At 71.0% G+C, this 16,522-nt stretch carries 15 protein-coding genes; 9 read left to right on the forward strand and 6 right to left on the reverse strand.

Annotated elements, in window-relative coordinates:
- Positions 1-4: 4 nt before the first annotated feature.
- The gene (locus tag AC1DIW_RS16250; protein ID WP_478109437.1) at positions 5-1,123 is read right to left on the reverse strand and encodes a lipid II:glycine glycyltransferase FemX; all 1,119 of its coding nucleotides are present in this window, start codon (positions 1,121-1,123) and stop codon (positions 5-7) included.
- Between the two features lie 141 nt (positions 1,124-1,264).
- Here AC1DIW_RS16250 and AC1DIW_RS16255 point away from each other — a divergent pair, with 141 nt between their 5' ends.
- The 6 genes from AC1DIW_RS16255 (at position 1,265) to AC1DIW_RS16280 (ending at position 8,313) form a co-directional block, all read left to right on the forward strand.
- Positions 1,265-2,419 carry a DNA polymerase III subunit beta family protein gene (locus AC1DIW_RS16255; protein WP_478109439.1) on the forward strand — a complete coding sequence of 385 codons (1,155 nt, stop codon included), beginning with the start codon at positions 1,265-1,267 and terminating at the stop codon, positions 2,417-2,419.
- Positions 2,420-2,765: 346 nt separating this feature from the next.
- Positions 2,766-4,364, forward strand: coding sequence for an ABC-F family ATP-binding cassette domain-containing protein (locus AC1DIW_RS16260; RefSeq protein WP_478109441.1), 1,599 nt, complete (start codon positions 2,766-2,768; stop codon positions 4,362-4,364).
- A 35-nt stretch (positions 4,365-4,399) separates the two neighbouring features.
- Positions 4,400-5,113: a hypothetical protein gene (locus AC1DIW_RS16265; protein WP_478109443.1), complete on the forward strand. Its 714-nt coding sequence runs from the start codon at positions 4,400-4,402 to the stop codon at positions 5,111-5,113.
- 90 nt (positions 5,114-5,203) lie between these two features.
- Positions 5,204-5,404: a hypothetical protein gene (locus tag AC1DIW_RS16270; RefSeq protein ID WP_478109445.1), complete on the forward strand. Its 201-nt coding sequence runs from the start codon at positions 5,204-5,206 to the stop codon at positions 5,402-5,404.
- A gap of 41 nt (positions 5,405-5,445) precedes the next feature.
- Positions 5,446-6,219 carry an enoyl-CoA hydratase/isomerase family protein gene (locus tag AC1DIW_RS16275; protein WP_478109447.1) on the forward strand — a complete coding sequence of 258 codons (774 nt, stop codon included), beginning with the start codon at positions 5,446-5,448 and terminating at the stop codon, positions 6,217-6,219.
- 99 nt (positions 6,220-6,318) lie between these two features.
- Entirely contained in the window at positions 6,319-8,313 is a 1,995-nt protein-coding gene (locus tag AC1DIW_RS16280) for an ABC transporter ATP-binding protein (protein WP_478109449.1), read from the forward strand.
- A gap of 58 nt (positions 8,314-8,371) precedes the next feature.
- Here AC1DIW_RS16280 and AC1DIW_RS16285 read toward each other — a convergent pair whose 3' ends face one another.
- The 5 genes from AC1DIW_RS16285 to AC1DIW_RS16305 all read right to left on the reverse strand — a co-directional run bounded on the left by AC1DIW_RS16285 (position 8,372) and on the right by AC1DIW_RS16305 (position 12,479).
- Positions 8,372-8,737 carry a VOC family protein gene (locus AC1DIW_RS16285; protein ID WP_478109451.1) on the reverse strand — a complete coding sequence of 122 codons (366 nt, stop codon included), beginning with the start codon at positions 8,735-8,737 and terminating at the stop codon, positions 8,372-8,374.
- 114 nt (positions 8,738-8,851) lie between these two features.
- Positions 8,852-9,652, reverse strand: a complete 801-nt coding sequence (locus tag AC1DIW_RS16290) for an SURF1 family cytochrome oxidase biogenesis protein (RefSeq protein ID WP_442278133.1) — start codon at positions 9,650-9,652, stop codon at positions 8,852-8,854.
- Positions 9,653-9,769: 117 nt separating this feature from the next.
- Positions 9,770-11,047 (reverse strand): MFS transporter, encoded by a 1,278-nt coding sequence (locus AC1DIW_RS16295; protein ID WP_442278134.1) that lies wholly within the window; start codon positions 11,045-11,047, stop codon positions 9,770-9,772.
- Between the two features lie 103 nt (positions 11,048-11,150).
- Positions 11,151-11,441, reverse strand: a complete 291-nt coding sequence (locus AC1DIW_RS16300; protein WP_442278135.1) for a putative antibiotic biosynthesis monooxygenase — start codon at positions 11,439-11,441, stop codon at positions 11,151-11,153.
- 84 nt (positions 11,442-11,525) lie between these two features.
- Complete coding sequence (locus tag AC1DIW_RS16305) at positions 11,526-12,479, reverse strand: NAD(P)/FAD-dependent oxidoreductase (protein WP_478109454.1); 954 nt, start codon at positions 12,477-12,479, stop codon at positions 11,526-11,528.
- 79 nt (positions 12,480-12,558) lie between these two features.
- On the opposite strand from AC1DIW_RS16305, the gene AC1DIW_RS16310 reads away from it, so the two are divergent.
- The 3 genes from AC1DIW_RS16310 (at position 12,559) to AC1DIW_RS16320 (ending at position 16,496) form a co-directional block, all read left to right on the forward strand.
- Entirely contained in the window at positions 12,559-13,209 is a 651-nt protein-coding gene (locus AC1DIW_RS16310) for a helix-turn-helix domain-containing protein (RefSeq protein ID WP_478109455.1), read from the forward strand.
- 119 nt (positions 13,210-13,328) lie between these two features.
- Entirely contained in the window at positions 13,329-16,094 is a 2,766-nt protein-coding gene (locus AC1DIW_RS16315) for a winged helix-turn-helix domain-containing protein (RefSeq protein ID WP_478109456.1), read from the forward strand.
- A 168-nt stretch (positions 16,095-16,262) separates the two neighbouring features.
- Positions 16,263-16,496 carry a hypothetical protein gene (locus tag AC1DIW_RS16320; protein ID WP_442278139.1) on the forward strand — a complete coding sequence of 78 codons (234 nt, stop codon included), beginning with the start codon at positions 16,263-16,265 and terminating at the stop codon, positions 16,494-16,496.
- Positions 16,497-16,522: the final 26 nt, after the last annotated feature.

Here is a 16,522-nt window from a genome sequence, read left to right on the forward strand (position 1 = left end):
TGCGTCACCGCCGCTTCATGTAGAGGTCGAAAGCCTTGTAGAGCAAGCGATTCAGCGGCAGGTCCCACTCGCCGGCCAGCCGCACGGCCTCGCCGCCCGTGCCCACCTTGAACCGGATGAGGCCGATGTGGGGGTTGGCCTCGTCGACGGTGTTCGTGATGCCACGCAGGTCGTAGACCGCAGCGCCCGCAGCAAGGGAGTCCTGCATCATCCGCCACTGGATCGCCGTCGACCCCTGGAGCTCGCGCTTGGCCGCCGACGACGCGCCGTAGGAGTACCACGCGTGCTCGCCGACGCGGATGAAGATCGTCGCGGCGAGGACGTCGCCGTCGTGCTCCGCGAGGTAGACGCGGATCCGCTCCGGGTCCTCGGACGCCAGGGCGGCATACATCTGCTCGAAGTACGCGAGCCCGCGCGGGGTGAACCGGTCGCGCTCGGCGGTCTCGACGTAGGTGCGGTGGAAGGCAGGCAGGTCGGTGGCGTCACCGACGCGCACCTTCACGCCGTTCTTGACGGTCTTCTTGATGTTGCGGCGCCACAGCTGGTTCATCCCGGCGAGCACGTCGGCCTCGGTGCGTCCCGCGAGCGGCACCTGGAAGACGTACTCCGGCTGCCCGGCGGCGAAGCCGTCCTCGGGACTGAGGTGCCGGAAGCCCAGTCGTTCCAGCTGGGCGACGACGGCCGTCCCCACCGGCTCGACGACGTCGGGGGCCGCCTCGTCGTAGCGACGGATCGCCGGGTCGGCGATGGCCTCCTTGATCGTCGCCGTGCCCCAGCGGTGCGTCGCGACGGGTGGTCCGACACGCAGCGCGAAGGCACCCTTGGCCTTGAGGTGGTCACGCAGGGCGCGGAGCAGCTCGACGAGCCGTGGCGAGGACCAGTCGATGCCCGGCCCCTCGGGGACGTACGCCAGCGACCGCTTGATCCGCGGCAGCGAGCGGTGCAGCACCAGCGCGGCGCCGACCATCTCGTCGCCCTCGAACCAGCCGACCGACTCGGAACGCCAGTCCTTCTTCACGTCGGCCCACGCGGGCGTCTGGAGGAAGCTCGCCGACGGCTGGGTCCGCAGCCACGCGAGGTGCTCGGCTGCAGTGATGTCACGGACGGAGATGGGCGAGTTCACGCTGGCTCACGCTACCCGAGCGCGACGGTGCGGCCGACTCGCCTCGCCCGCCACCCGGCATACGCCCTCGCCCGCCACCGCCGCGTGCGGGCTCGACGGGGTCTTGACCTTCGACCCGGTCGAGGGCCCAGTCTTCTCCTCATGCCCGCCCACCCCGTGCCCGAGCCGGACCACCGCCTGACGATCGGTGAGGTCGCCCGTCGCAGCAGCCTCACCGCGAGCGCCCTGCGCTTCTACGACCGCGAGGGGGTGCTCGTGCCCGCCGACGTCGACCCCGTGACGGGCTACCGGAGGTATGCCGTCGCGCAGGTCCGCGCCGCGCGCCTGCTCGCGTCGCTGCGCCGGGTGGGCATGCCGCTCGCCGAGGTGGCGCTCGTGCTCGACGAGGACGCCCTCGGGGCGTCCGGTGCGGCGGCCGACGTCGTCGCCGCACACGAGCAGCGGCTCGTGGACGGCCTCGCGGACGCCCGGCGGGAGATCGTGCGGACCCTGGCGCTCCTCGCCGAGGGCGCCGGGCGCGACGCCAGGGGAGCAGGCGGAGGCGAGCGAGGCGGGCGAGGCGGGCGAGGCGGGGGAGCGGGCCGCCGGGTCGCGGTCCGCGCCGCCGACCTCGTCGCAGCCATGAGATCGGTCCGGTTCGCCGTCGCACCGGGGGAGCCGGTGGCCGGTGCGCCCGGCGGGGTCGACCTGCGCGTGCTGACCGGGATCCTCGTCGAGCTGTGCAGCGGGGAGGTGCGGTGGGTCGCGACCGACCGCTACCGCCTCGCGGTCGGGTGGGCCCCGGCGCTCGGCGGGCACGTCGACCTGCCGACCGAGCCCGTGACCGCTGTCGTCCCCGTCAGCTGGGCGGACCGGGTCGCCGAGGCCTGTGCGCGCGCGGACCCGGACGCCGAGGTGGTGGTCGAGGTGGGGCCCGGTCGGGTGGGGGTGGTCGTCGACGGCGAGCTGCTCGCGACCCCGGTCGTCCCGGGCTCGTTCCCCGACTACCGGAGCATCGTCGCCTCGGAACCGAGCCGGGACCCCGTGGACGCAGCGGGGCTGCCGGCACTGCTGCCGCTCGAGCTGCGATCGGTCGGCCTCGTCGTGCGCGACGGTTCCGTGCACCTCGCGCCGTCGGACGACGCCGGCAGCGCGGATGTCTTCGTCGACCCGGAGTTCCTCCACGAGGCGCTCGCCGTGGCGGGACCGCGTCCCACCCTGGTGCTCGACGGTCCCCTGCGCCCGCTCGCGATCCGTGGGAACGGCGCCGGCTTCTCCGTCCTCATGCCAGTCGCGCCCGAGGGCTGGCGCCGGTGAGCGTCCTCGTCCACCTGTGCCGCAGCTGCACCCACCAGCAGCCCTGGCACGAGTCCGGCAACGGCGGCTACACGCCGTGCCGGTGCTGCCGCGCCGGTGTGCCCGACCCCGACCCCACGCCCACCCTGCTGCCCACGACGAGCTCGCCACACGGCATTCGCGAACCCCTGTGGCAACCCGGATCCCAGCGCAACGCGGGCACGATGCACGCCTCGCGCACCTGCGACTGCGCTGCGTGCCATCAGGCCGCCGAAGCGATAACGCGTCGAGAGCACCCCCTCGCGGCTCCTAGACTGGTGGGGTTGTCCGGCCGCTGACGTAGTGCGGCACCGATAGGAGGAATGCCGTGATCGTCGCCACCGGGATCGAGCTGCGTGCGGGAGCGCGCCTGCTCGTCGAGGACGCCAGCTTCAGGATCGACTCCGGCGACCGCATCGGTCTCGTCGGGCGCAACGGTGCGGGCAAGACCACCCTGACGAAGGTCCTCGCCGGCGAGGGGCAGCCCGCCGCGGGCACCGTGACTCGCACCGGCGCCGTCGGCTACCTCCCGCAGGACCCCCGCACCGGGGACCTCGAGATCCTCGCCCGCGACCGCATCCTCTCGGCCCGCGGACTCGACACCATCGTCCGCGAGCGCTCCGAGGCCGAGGCCCGGATGGGCAGCGACGACGAGAAGGTGCGCGACAAGGCGATGCGCAAGTACACCCGCCTCGAGGTCGAGTTCGAGGCCCAGGGCGGCTATGCCGCCGAGTCGGAGGCCGCGTCCATCGCGAGCGCCCTCGGCCTCGACGAGCGCATCCTCGGCCAGCCGCTCAAGACGCTGTCCGGCGGACAGCGCCGCCGCGTCGAGCTGTCGCGGATCCTCTTCTCCGGCAACGAGACCCTGCTCCTCGACGAGCCGACGAACCACCTCGACGCCGACTCGATCGTCTGGCTGCGAGAGTACCTCCGCGCCTACAAGGGCGGGCTCATCATCATCAGCCACGACGCCGAGATGCTCGACGCGGTCGTCAACAAGGTCTACCACCTCGACGCCAACCGCTCGGCGCTCGACGTCTACAACGTCAACTGGAAGACCTACCTCCAGTCGCGCGAGACCGACGAGAAGCGTCGTCGCCGCGAGCTGCAGAACGCCCAGAAGAAGGCCGGCGCCCTGCTCGCGCAGGCCGACAAGATGCGCGCCAAGGCGACCAAGGCGACCGCGGCCCAGAACATGGCCAAGCGCGCGGAGCGCCTCCTCGCCGGCGTCGAGAGCGAGCGCGTCCAGGACAAGGTCGCCAAGCTGCGCTTCCCGAAACCCGCCGCCTGCGGCAAGACGCCCCTGCGAGCCTCCGGGCTGTCACGGTCGTACGGCTCGCTCGAGGTCTTCACCGACGTCGACCTGGCCATCGACCGGGGGAGCAAGGTCGTCGTGCTCGGGCTCAACGGCGCCGGCAAGACGACCCTGCTGCGGATGCTCGCCGGGGTCGACACCCCCGACACGGGCGAGGTCGAGCCCGGGCACGGGCTGCGCCTCGGCTACTACGCCCAGGAGCACGAGAACCTCGACGTCACCCGGTCCGTGCTCGAGAACATGAAGTCGGCCGCCCCCGAGCTGGGCGAGACCGAGGTCCGCAAGGTGCTCGGCTCGTTCCTCTTCTCCGGTGACGACGTGCAGAAGCCGGCGGGCGTGCTGTCCGGCGGGGAGAAGACGCGCCTGTCGCTCGCGCTGCTCGTCGTGTCGGCCGCCAACGTGCTCCTCCTCGACGAGCCCACCAACAACCTCGACCCCGCGTCGCGCGAGGAGATCCTCGGCGCGCTCAAGACGTACGAGGGAGCCGTCGTCCTCGTGACGCACGACGAGGGAGCGGTCGACGCCCTCGAGCCCGAGCGCATCCTGCTCCTGCCCGACGGCGTCGAGGACCTGTGGGGTCCCGACTACAAGGACCTCATCTCGCTCGCCTGACCGATTCGTCCAGCCGCCGGCGCTACCTTGTCGCCATGACATCCGAGCGGCGAGGACGACGTCGGCGCGAGACGCGGTCGAGCGCGGGGGAGAACCGCCTGTGGCCCGCCCTCGCAGTAGTGGTCGCGGCGCTCGCGTATGCCGTGCTGCCCGAGGGCCTGCTCGTCGGTCCTCGCCTCGCGATCCCGGTGGTCGAGCTCGTGCTGCTCGGCGCCCTGCTCGTGACAAACCCGCGACGGATGGTGCGCCAGACACGGTGGTCCCGTGGCCTGTCGATCGCCCTCGCGTGCGTGGTCATCGCGGCGAACCTCGTGGCGCTGGGCATGCTCGTGCGCGCCCTCGCCTCGGCGAAGCCGGGCGGTATGCCGCTCCTGCTGGCCGGCATGCAGGTCTGGCTGACCAACGTCATCGGATTCGGTCTGCTCTTCTGGGAGCTCGACCGAGGAGGGCCCGTGTCACGCCACACCCTCGCCCGGGACCGGCTGCCGGCGGCGGACTGGCGCTTCTCCCAGGACGAGAACCAGGACACGGTCATCGAGGTGGCCGCGACATCGAGCCAGCGGACCAACTGGCGGCCGGAGTTCATCGACTACCTCTACGTGTCGCTCACGAACTCGAGCGCCTTCAGCCCCACAGACACGATGCCCCTGACGCCTCGCGCCAAGGCGCTCATGGGCCTCGAGGCGACGGCAGCACTGCTCACGTCGCTGCTCGTCGTGGCGCGAGCGATCGGTGCCCTGGGGCAGTGAGTCGACGGGCAGTCATGCATAAGCAAACGCTTTGGCTCAGATAATGGACGGTTATTGTATCTTCCGTGGTGCCTCGCGACACTGGACGACATGCCGACCGACCACCACCTCGCCTGCCCGTTCTGCTCGGGCGATGACGTGACACCGTTCCCCGACCCGACCGCAGCGTGGTCGTGCCTGGACTGTGCGCGCGTCTTCCGGGTCGAGCTCGTGCAGCCGGCCTCCGTCAGCGGGTGGGGCATCCTCCGGGTCGTCCTGCCGACGCCGGCGGTGGGGTCGGCCGCAGCCTGATCGCTCCGGACGCTGGCGTGACCCACGGGTAACCTGCGTCCATGACGCATCCCCACCTCATCGTCGAGACCGACGGGCCCGTCCGCACCCTCACGCTCGACCACCCGGAGAGGCGCAACGCGCAGACCCCCTCGCTGTGGGCCGCGCTCGCCGACGAGGCGCGCTCGGTCCCCGAGGACGTACGCGTCGTCGTCCTCCGCGGGGCTGGTGACGCCTTCTCCGCCGGGATCGACACGGCCATGTTCACCCCTGAGGGCGTGCCGGGCGAGGAGAGCGTGGCCCAGCTCGCCGCTGGAGGTGCAGAGGCCGTCCAGCGGGGCATCGCGACCTACCAGGAGGGTTTCACCGCGTGGGGCGAGTGCCCGGCGGTCGTCGTGGCCCAGGTGCACGGCTACGCCATCGGCGCCGGCTTCCAGCTCGCGCTGGCTGCCGACCTGCGGATCGCGGCACTCGACGCGTGGTTCGCGATGCGGGAGACGAGCCTCGGGCTCGTGCCCGACCTCGGCGGCACCGGGCCGCTCGTCCACCTGGTCGGCTACGCCCGCGCCCTCGAGATCTGCGCGACGGGACGCAAGGTGTCGGCGCCCGAGGCCCACAGCATCGGGCTCGTCGGCTCGCTCGCGCCGGCAGCCGACCTCGAGGAGGCCACGGCCTCACTCGTCGAGGCGTTGCTGGCCGCGCCGGAGCCAGCCCTGCGCGCTCTCAAGCCGCTGCTGCGCGGGGCGGTGGCCGGCGACCGGCACGGACAGCTCGCCCGTGAGCGCGAGGCTCAAACCAGCCTGCTCCGGACCATGCTCGGAGGCTCCGGCGACTGATCACGTTCAGGGGCCGCAGCCCGCGCGGGCATGTTCCGGCGGGGGGTTCGAGCGGTCGATCCGGGGGCGAGGGAATCGCTGTCGGTGCTCCGCGGTTGGATGAAGGGACTGAAGGAGGTCGGTGCCGTGGGCATGCAACCGTGGATGGCGATGCGATCGATGTCGCGTGACTCGTCGGTGGCGGAGCGGAGCCTGTCGCCGGGCACCCGTCGCCGCGTCCTGACGTATGCCGCGCCCTACCGTTCGGCGATCATCACCTTCCTCGTCGTCGTGGTCCTCGACTCGGTGCTGGTCGTCACGGTGCCGCTCCTGCTCAAGAGCCTCGTCGACGACGGCGTGATCCCCAAGGACTCCTCCGTCGTCATCAAGCTCTCCTTGGTCGTCGCGGTGATCGCGATCACCGACGCCGTCCTGACGGTGGTCTCGCGGTGGTACTCCTCGCGCATCGGTGAGGGCCTCATCAACGACCTCCGCACCCAGGTCTTCGGCCACGTGCTGCGCCAGCCCATCGCGTTCTTCACACGCGCCCAGACCGGCTCGCTCGTGTCACGGCTCAACAACGACGTCGTCGGCGCCCAGCAGGCCTTCACCTCGGTGCTGTCCAACGTCGTCTCCAACGTCGTGTCGGTCGTCCTCGTCGTGGGGGCGATGCTGGCGCTGTCGTGGCAGCTGACCCTCGGATCGCTCCTGCTCGTGCCGCTGTTCCTCATCCCGGCCAAGCTCATGGGCCGGCGCCTCGCCAGCCTCGCGCACCGGCAGATGACGCTCAACGCCGACATGGGCACCCGGATGACCGAGCGCTTCAACGTCGCCGGTGCCCTGCTCGTCAGGCTCTTCGGCACGCCTGCGCGTGAGGAGGCCGAGTACGCCGAGCGAGCCGGACGCGTCCGCGACATCGGCATCCAGATCGCGCTCAACCGCACGATGTTCATGGCCGCCCTCTCGCTCGTCGCAGCGCTCGCGACAGCGATGGTCTACGGCTTCGGCGGCGTCATGGCCGTCAACGGCACGCTGTCCGTCGGCACGCTGCTGGCGCTCGCCGCCCTGCTGGCCCGTCTCTACGGCCCGCTGACGTCGCTGTCCAACGTGCGCGTCGACATCATGACGGCGCTCATCTCCTTCGAGCGCGTCTTCGAGGTGCTCGACCTCGAGCCGCTCGTCAAGGAGAGCCCCGACGCCGTCGCCCTGCCCGACGGTCCGCTCGGCGTCGAGCTCGAGCACGTGGCGTTCCGCTACCCGTCGGCCGACGAGGTCTCGCTCGCCTCGCTCGAGTCGGTCGCCTCGGGCGACCGTCGCGGCAGCGGGGAGGTGCTCCACGACATCACCGTCGCGGCGCCTGCCGGTCACCTCATCGCCCTCGTCGGACCCTCGGGCGCCGGCAAGACGACGCTGACCTCCCTCGTGTCCCGGCTCTACGACCCGAGCGAGGGCGCCGTGCGCATCGGTGGGGTCGACCTGCGCGACGTGACGATGACCTCGCTGCGCGACCGTGTCGGTGTGGTCACCCAGGAGGCGCACCTCTTCCACGACACGATCCGCGCCAACCTGCTCTACGCCCGACGCGAAGCCACGGACGACGAGATCCACGCGGCCCTGCGGGCAGCCCAGATCAGCGCGCTCGTCGACGAGCTGCCCGAGGGTCTCGACACGGTCGTCGGCGACCGCGGCCACCGGCTCAGCGGCGGCGAGAAGCAGCGGCTCGCCATCGCGCGCCTGCTCCTCAAGGCCCCCGACGTCGTCGTGCTCGACGAGGCCACCGCCCACCTCGACTCCGAGTCCGAGGTCGCCGTCCAGCGGGCGCTGGACGCCGCTCTCGAGGGCCGCACCTCGATCGTCATCGCCCACCGCCTCTCGACCATCCGTCAGGCCGACCTCATCGTCGTGCTCGACCATGGCCGGGTCGTGGAGACCGGACGCCACTCCGAGCTGCTCGCCCGGGGCGGCCTCTACGCCGACCTGCACGCCACGCAGTTCGACGACCAGCCCCTCGAGCGGGCCGAGCGGCAGGACGCGCGCAACGGCAGCGACGGCGCCGGCCCGACCGACCCGACCAACCCGACGGCCGAGGCTCCCGAGCTGCTCGGACGCGTCTGAGCCGAGCTCGCGCAACCGGAGGGCTGCCGCCGGCGGCCCGACTGGGAGGGGCGTCCGTTCAGCGGGCGAGCTGCTGGAGCGCCCAGGTGTTGCCATCCGGGTCGCTCAGGTGCGCGTACTTGACGCCACCCATGTCCTGGACGGGGGACACGTCGATGCCGGCTCGCGACAGCATCTCCCGCGCCTGCTCGATGTCGTCGACCACGAGGTGCAGGTTCTGCACCCGGGGGGCATCGGGCGCGCTCATCCCGACCCCGATGACGATCGAGCAGCTCGATCCCGGAGGCGTCAGCTGCACGACCCGCATGCCGTTGCCCGGCTCGACGTCGTGGTCGACGACGAAACCCATGCCCTCGGCATAGAACGTCTTGCTCCGGTCGACGTCAGAGGTGGGAAGCGGGACGAGTTCCAGGCGCATGTCCATGGCAGAGGGCTCCTTCGTGGTGGCGACGCGGCATACGGTGTCGGGCTGCCACCGGCCGTGACAGCGAGCTCGAACCTTCTCACCCCCGGGGTCTGCGAGGGGGGAGGACGCGACTCAGGCGTCCTCCTCGTCCCAGATCCGGACCTTCTTCACCGTGACCGGGGCACCCTCGGGCCCGCCCGCCTCGGCCCGGCGTGCAGCCGCCTCCCGCCGGATCGCGAAGAAGATGAAGACGAGGCCTCCGGGCATGAACAGCCACCACTGGTAGGCGTACGCCTGGTGCGGCCCCAGGTCCTCCTCGGGCTTGGGAAGCAGGGTCAGCGGATGGTCCCCCCGGACGGCCGCCGGCTCCTCGGCGCCGAGCACGACGTAGGCGTCCACCTTGCTCAGCGAGGGCACCTGAGCCCGCGCGTCGTCGACGCTGATGCTCGTGAGCTGCGGGGGCGGCACGTCACGGTGGAGGTTCACCTCGCCGGTGCGCAGCCAGCCGGTGACCTGCACTGCCCCCGACGGCGCGGGGTCGACCGGGGGGCTCGTCTCGGCGTCAGCGGCGTTGGGCACCCAGCCGCGGTCGACCAGCAGGGTCAGCCCGTCGGTCTGCAGCGGCGTCAGCACCTCGAAGCCGACCGTCTGGTCGAACGTGCGGTTGCGCACGAGCAGGTCGGTGCCGACGGCATACGTCCCCGTCAGCGAGACGCGTGTCCACTGCCGCTCGGCGGGGAGGGGGCTCTCGACGAGAGCGGGCACGAACGGGACGGGCGCGGCACCGTAGTTGTGGGCGATGGCCTCGACCTTGGTGCGCTGCTCGACGTGTCGGCCCCACTGCCACCGGCCGAGGTAGAAGCAGGCGACCCCGAAGAGGACCGCGACGAGGGTCCAGAGCAGCCAGCGCCGCGTCAGCCAGAGTCGAAGCACAGTTCGACGGTACCCGGCCTGAGGGCGGACCCGAGCATCGGCCCGTCTCTGACCTGCGGTGATGTCACGGGGGCGCCTCCTCAGTCCGCAGAGAGTCCACCGGAGCGCCTAATGGCGCTATGTGACTCGACGAATGGGAACGATGGCTGCGGCGCCGAGGAATGCGCAAAGGCCGGCGACGAGATAGAGGGCCGAGTAGCTGTTCCCGCGGATGCTCAGAATCGCCGGCGCGAGAGCGGGCGCTAGAGCGAACGGCAGGGCCCCAGCGATGTTCAGCACGCCGAGGTCCTTGGCGGCCGAGCCGGCGTCGGGCAGAACGTCGACGACGAGGGCGAGGTCGACGGCCATGTACATCCCGAAGCCCAGGCCGCCGATGGCCATGCCGAGCAGGTACCCACCGGTCCCATTGGCTGTGGCGATGATGACCAGTGCGGCGGCGTAGATCACTGCGGCGGCCATGACGAAGATCTTCCGCCGTTGGAGCCGGTCGGACAGGCGGCCGGTGAGCGGTGAGGCGATGATCAGGGCCACGGACTGGGCCAGGGTTCCGAGGTAGATCTGGTGCGCGGCCTCGCTCTGCGCGACGCCGACCTGGTCGATCAGGTAGTAGGCCTGGTAGGTCACCAGGAAGGCGTAGGCCATGACCAGCATGAACCGGCTGGTGAAGGCCCAGGCGAAGTCGGGGTTGGCGCGTGGGCTGACGTAGAACGTCCTGAGGAGCTGGCGCAGCGACCATGGTGGCTTGTCGGCGACGTCGAGCCGGCGGTCAGCAAGGGTGGAGGTGAAGATGGTGACGAATACGCCGCCGACCAGCAGGGGCGCGAGAAACGTCATCAGCGGGAGTCCCTCGAAGGCCTGCACCAGGTAGGTGGCAGCAACCGACGCGACCGGAAGGCAGACGCCGAGGATGCCGGAGACCAGGCCGCGCTGCGTGGCGGGGACCTGGTCGGGCAGGACTGCTGCCTGGGCGGCGAGCAGGGCGTTGAGGAAGACCTGGGCGATGCACCAGCCGACGAGCACGACCCCGATGTCGGGGGCGAGCGCGACTGTCAGGGTTCCCACCGCCCCGCCCGTCAGGCCGACCAGCATCCACGGCCGCCGCATCCCCAGCGGTGAGGTAGTGCGGTCACTCAAGCGGCCGAACAGCGGGTTGCTCACGATGGCCAGCAGCGAGCCGACGCCCGTGACGAGCGCGAGGTTCTTCGGTGCGTCGTCGATCCCGACCAGGTCGTTGACCTTCAGTGCCAGCGACACCAGCAGCGGACCGAGGAAGAGCAGCGACCCGCCCGCGTAGGACAGGGCGTACAGCGTGACGAACCGTCGCCCGACGCGGGGTGGGTCGAGCCGCGCGAGGGTGGCGCCTCGACGTGGCGAGCCAGGATCAGGTGGTTCCATACCGCCTGCCTCGTCCTCGGGGAGATGAGATGACCAGCATCCTGCAGGTGACGTGTGCTGCCAATAGGCAGTCCGCGGTGGACCGGTCAGCGGTCTGATGAGGTCAGGCGGCTCGTCGGGACAGGAGCCGCATCCGCACGCGGTGCAGCGGGGGCATGATCCCGTAGATGACGATCGGCACCGCGATGGTGGCGAGTACGAACGTCCGCAGGACCGGCCCTGCCTCGGTGAGCAATGGACCGATCGACAGGTTGAGCACGGTGATGGTCGGGAAGACCGCGATCCAGATCATGAGTGCCAGCTGGTGCTTGGTCGGCGGAGCAGTCGGCTTCGGTGGGACTTGTCCTGCCGCAGTCGTCGGGTTGGGACGAGGAATGGGCTGGGCGTCGGGCACGGTGATCTCCTGGTGCGTGAGATGGGTTGGGTTGAGCGGCAGTCGCCGCCGCGAGTTCCCAGTTGGCAATGGGCGGGATGAGGCTCAGATGGGGCGTTGGAGCCTGAAGTTGGTGACGGCGATCGGGAGGTCTTCGTCGACGAGGTCGTTGTTGATGGCGATGGCGGCGGCCGAGCCCTCGCCTGCTGCGGTGATGACCTGGGCGCGCGGGTTGACCGCGTTCCCGGCTGCCCAGACCCCTTGGATGCTGGTGCGCCCGGTGGCGTCGACGGCCACCCAGCCGTTGTCGTGGGTTGCGCAGCCGAGGTCGGTGAGCAGCGTGTCGTGGGGGACGAAGCGTGGCCGGACGAACACAGCGGTCCGGGGAACCACCTGACCGGTTGCCAGCTCGACCCCTGCAAGACGGTCGTCCTCGACCACGAGCCGGGTGACGGGGGCGTCCATGACGTCAATGGCACGGGCGGCGAGCTGTTCTCTCTGCTTGGCGGTCAGGGGCTGCCCGTTGGCGAAGTAGACGACGTCGTGGGACCACTGACGGATGAGGTGGGCGTGCGCGAGCGCTTCCGGCGAACCGCCGAGGACGCCCAGGGGCTGTTCTCGGACCTCGTGGCCGTGGCAGTACGGGCAGTGGAGCAGGTCTCGACCCCACCGTTCGCGCACACCTGGCAGGTCCGGCACGTCGTCGCGCAACCCAGTGGTGACCAGCACGCGACGGCTCCTCATCGCGGACCCGTCGTCGAGCCGGATCTCGAAGCTCATCCGCCCGGCACCGGGGTGGGCAGGGTGCGGTGTGATGGCGTTGACGTGGCCGGCCAGCAAATGGCCGCCGTAACCGGCGACCTCAGTGCGGCCTGCGGCCAGCAGCTCCCGGGGAGCCAGGCCATCGGAGCCCAGGAAGCCCTGCATATGAGCGGCGGGTGCGTTGCGGGGTTGCCCGGCGTCGACCACGGCTACCCGTCGCAGGGCGCGGGTCAGGACCAGGGCGGCGGACAGGCCTGCGGCACCCCCGCCGATCACCACGACGTCGTATTCGTTCATGCCACGAGAGTCGCGGTGCAGGGCAGCCGAGGGCAACGGTTGTTGCTGATTCCGGGAATGGCGCGGTGCAATGGGCGGCGTGACGACGACACGTAGCCCCCGCTCGGCCGACCCCGCTGGCCGTGGCGGCGGCTCTGCGGTGGCTCAGGCCCTCGAGGGGGTGCCTGCGCGGCTGAGGCGCGTGCGCGGACAGCGTGGGTTCACGTTGACTCAGGTGGCCGAGCTGACCGGCCTGTCCAAAAGCACCTTGTCGCGGCTCGAGACGGGTCAGCGGCGTCCGAGCCTTGAGCTGCTGCTTCCCCTTGCCCAGGTCTACCGGGTGCCGATCGACGACCTCGTGGGTGCCCCCGACGTGGCGGACCCGAGGATCAGGCTCAAACCTCGACGTCTGAACGGGCGCACCGTGTTGCCGTTGACTCGACCCGGGGGTGTGCAGGCGTGGAAGATCATCGTGCCGGTCTCCCAGACGACACCCAACCCACGGACGCACGACGGTTTCGAGTGGCTCTACGTGCTCTCCGGCCGGATGCGGCTCGTTCTCGGCGACCAGGACCTCGTGCTGGGCGTGGGGGAGGCAGCCGAGTTCGACACCCGGGTGCCGCACTGGTTCGGCGGCACCGGCGACGGCCCGGCCGAGGTGCTCAGCATCTTCGGGCGCCCCGGCGAACGCATGCAGGTGCGTGCCGCCGGCCGCGACGCACCTGAGCCGCACCAAGATCCGCACCTTTAAGGGGAGGCGCCGCGAAGGGCGCCGACGAGCAGGGGACGCCGGGGTTCCCGGTGGGCAGACGCCATCGGCGTCCCTCAAGTACGCTCCAACTGCACGGGCTGCACCGAGAGGAGCCGCCGATGGGTGACCTCCTGGTGGAGACCAAGCTGCTCGTTCCGCGGCCTCACCGGAAGCTGGTACCGCGCCGCCGCCTCACCGGCATCGCCGAGCGTGCCTTCACCTCTGCCTTGACGGTGGTGTCTGCTCCAGCGGGTTTCGGGAAGACGACCCTCGTGGCGCAGCTGGCGGCGGTATCCGACGAGGTTCGCGGCGGGCGCTCGGTGGCCTGGGTGTCGCTCGACGAACGTGACGCCGACCCGCGCCGCTTCTGGTCCTACGTGCTGAATGCAGTGGAGCGCACGAGCCCTGGCGCCGCCGCATCGGCACTGGACCTTCTTGAGTCGGCGACCGGGTCGCTCGAGGGTGTCATCGTCGCCCTGGTCAACGAGCTGAGCGTCCACCCGGGGGAAGTCACAATTGTGTTGGACGACTACCACCTCGTCGATGACGCCGCCATCAGCGACGACGTGGCCTTCTTGCTCGACCGCCGACCACCACAGCTGCATCTCGTCATCGGCACCCGTGCGGACCCCGCCCTCCCGTTGGCCCGCCTCCGCGCCCGGGGCGAGCTGGTCGAGGTGCGCGCCAACGACCTGCGCTTCACCGCTGACGAGGCGGCCGCGTACCTCAACGACGTCCATGGTCTCGACCTGAGTGCCAGCGACGTCTCCTCACTCGAGTCCCGGACCGAGGGATGGATCGCCGCCCTGCAGCTGGCGGCAGCCTCGCTTCGCGGCCGCGAGGACAAGACGGCCTTCATCTCCGGGTTCGCGGGCGACGACCGGTTCGTCGTCGACTACCTCGCCGACGAGGTGCTGGACCGACAACCTGCCCCACTCCGCCGCTTCCTGCTCGAGACGTCGGTGCTCGAGCGCCTGAGCGGACCGCTCTGTGATGCGGTGACCGACAGAAAGGACGGCGGGTCGACGTTGGTCGCGCTGGAGCGGAAGAACCTACTCATCGTGCCGCTGGATGACCGTCGCCAGTGGTACCGGTACCACCATCTCTTCGCTGCTGTCCTTCGTTCCAGGCTGCTCACCGAGACGTCCATCGACGTGAGCGTGTTGCACGAGCGCGCCAGCGCGTGGTTCGAGCAGGTCGGCGAGATGGATGCGGCGGTTCGGCACTCGGTGGCGGCAGGGGATCTGGTCCGGGCCGCCGACCTCGTCGAGCTCGCCGCGCCGGCCCTGCGCCGGCAACGAAGCGAGGGCGTGATCAGGGGGTGGATGGACGTCATCCCCGACGAGGTCGTGCGAAGGCGGCCGGTGCTGGCCAGCATCTTCATCGCGGCGTTGATGGCCGACAACGCGTTCGGTGGGGTGGGGAAGCGACTGGACGACCTGGAGGCGGTGCTGGCAGGGCCGGCTGAGGCCGTGGTGGTGCGCGACCGGGCACAGGCGGAACGGCTCCCGGCCCTGAACGCGACGCATCGGGCGGGACTGGCGCTGGTCGCCGGTGACCTCGACCTCACCATCTCCCACGCCGAGAGCGCCTTGGCCCTGGCAGGTACCGACGACCGCCTCACCCTGGCGGCTCCTCGTGCGCTGAAGGGACTGGCGTCGTGGGCGGTTGGGGACCTACGGTCCGCGTACGACGGGTACACGGCGGCAGCGCAGGACCTCGCGGCAGCCGGGCACGTCGCCGACGTCCTGGGGTGCACGGTGACTCTCGTGGACCTGGCCCTGACGCTCGGCCGGCTCGGCGAGGCCCGGCGCCTGGCGGGCGAGGCGCTGGACCTCGCCCGGTCGGCGACCACAGGTGAAGTGGTGCGCGGGACGGCCGACATGTGGGTTGCGCTGGGCCGCGTCGCCTGGCAGTACGGTGACGCTGCCACCTCGGCGCGCCATCTCGAGCAGGTGGCCGACCTGGGGGAAGGCGCCGGCCTGCCCCAAGAGCCGTACCGCTGGCGCGTCGCCATGGCGGACGTGCGCGCAGCGGCAGGCGACTGGCGCGGTGCGGACGCCCTGCTCGAGGAGGCGGATCGCCTCTACAACGGGGACTTCTCCCCGAACGTGCGGCCGGTGGCCGCGACCCGGGCGCGGTTGTGGGTCCGTGCCGGTGACCTTGCCGCAGCGCGAGAGTGGGCCAGGGAACGAGGGCTGTCCCCCCGGGAGGACGTCACGTACGTTCGCGAGTACGAGCTGCTCACGCTGGCGCGGATTCTGCTCGCCCAATGGGCGGTGTTGCCGGACCCCGTGACGCTCACCGACACGATGCATCTCCTGGAACGACTCCGAGAGGCTGCTGAGGCCGGTGGCCGGGTCGGTACCACCGTCGAGGTGGCCGTCGTGACGGCGCTGGCCCGCGACGCCGCCGGGGACCGGCCCGGGGCCCTTCGGTCGCTACGGATGGCCCTGGCCGTCGCTGAGCGCGAAGCATGGGTTCGGGTGATCGCCGATGACGCCGAGGGGCTACGTCCCCTCCTCGACGAGGTGGAGCGCCTCGACGGGCGCTCGCAGTTCCTGACTGATGTGCGTGCAGCCGCCGGCGCGCCACTGTCCCCGACCGGCGCACCTCCGCGCGACGGAGGGAGCCGTTCGCTGCCGAGTCGGGACCAGGGACGGGCGGCCACGCGGGATCCGCATGCCGCGTACGTGGAGCCGCTCAGCGAGCGTGAGCTCGAGGTGATGCGGCTGCTCGGGTCGGACCTCGACGGGCCGGACATCGCGCGCCGGCTCAGCGTCTCGCTGAGCACGGTGCGCACGCACACCCAGCACATCTACGCCAAGCTCGGGGTCAACAACCGACGCGCCGCGGTGCGCCGCGCCCACCAGCTCGGTCTTTGAGGCGTCGCCCTCGCACGGAGCCGCCGGACACCGGTCCCTGACGGCATCCACGAATCATCACCGCGGTCATCACCTGTGATGACGCGCCCTCATCACCCCGGCTCCTACGTTTCCGGACATCAACCGGAGCCCACCACCACCTGGCGGGCAGAGGCGAGGGAGGGGTCTGTGGACGGGATCACCAGGGATGAGCCGGGCGGCTGGTACGAGATTCGTCTCGACGCACGCTTGGACCCCCGCTGGGCGTCCTGGTTCGACGGCTTCGATCTCAACCCGGGCGAGGGCGGCAGCACCGTGCTTCGCGGTCGGGTCGCCGACCAGGCGGCGCTGCACGGGGTCCTGCGCAGGGTGCGGGACATCGGTGTCCCGATCATCTCGGTCGCCCAGGTCGACCTCGCGTGAGCTCCCAAACACCAGTTCGCACAACG

This window comes from Terrabacter sp. 01T434 (genome assembly GCF_056398545.1).

Coding starts and splice junctions, on each gene's coding strand:
- AC1DIW_RS16255 (WP_478109439.1), top strand. CDS start 1,265: ATGCCCGCCCACCCCGTGCCCGAGCCGGACCACCGCCTGACGATCGGT.
- AC1DIW_RS16270 (WP_478109445.1), top strand. CDS start 5,204: ATGCCGACCGACCACCACCTCGCCTGCCCGTTCTGCTCGGGCGATGAC.
- AC1DIW_RS16295 (WP_442278134.1), bottom strand. CDS start 11,047: ATGGAACCACCTGATCCTGGCTCGCCACGTCGAGGCGCCACCCTCGCG.
- AC1DIW_RS16315 (WP_478109456.1), top strand. CDS start 13,329: ATGGGTGACCTCCTGGTGGAGACCAAGCTGCTCGTTCCGCGGCCTCAC.
- AC1DIW_RS16285 (WP_478109451.1), bottom strand. CDS start 8,737: ATGGACATGCGCCTGGAACTCGTCCCGCTTCCCACCTCTGACGTCGAC.
- AC1DIW_RS16280 (WP_478109449.1), top strand. CDS start 6,319: ATGAAGGGACTGAAGGAGGTCGGTGCCGTGGGCATGCAACCGTGGATG.
- AC1DIW_RS16305 (WP_478109454.1), bottom strand. CDS start 12,479: ATGAACGAATACGACGTCGTGGTGATCGGCGGGGGTGCCGCAGGCCTG.
- AC1DIW_RS16265 (WP_478109443.1), top strand. CDS start 4,400: ATGACATCCGAGCGGCGAGGACGACGTCGGCGCGAGACGCGGTCGAGC.
- AC1DIW_RS16275 (WP_478109447.1), top strand. CDS start 5,446: ATGACGCATCCCCACCTCATCGTCGAGACCGACGGGCCCGTCCGCACC.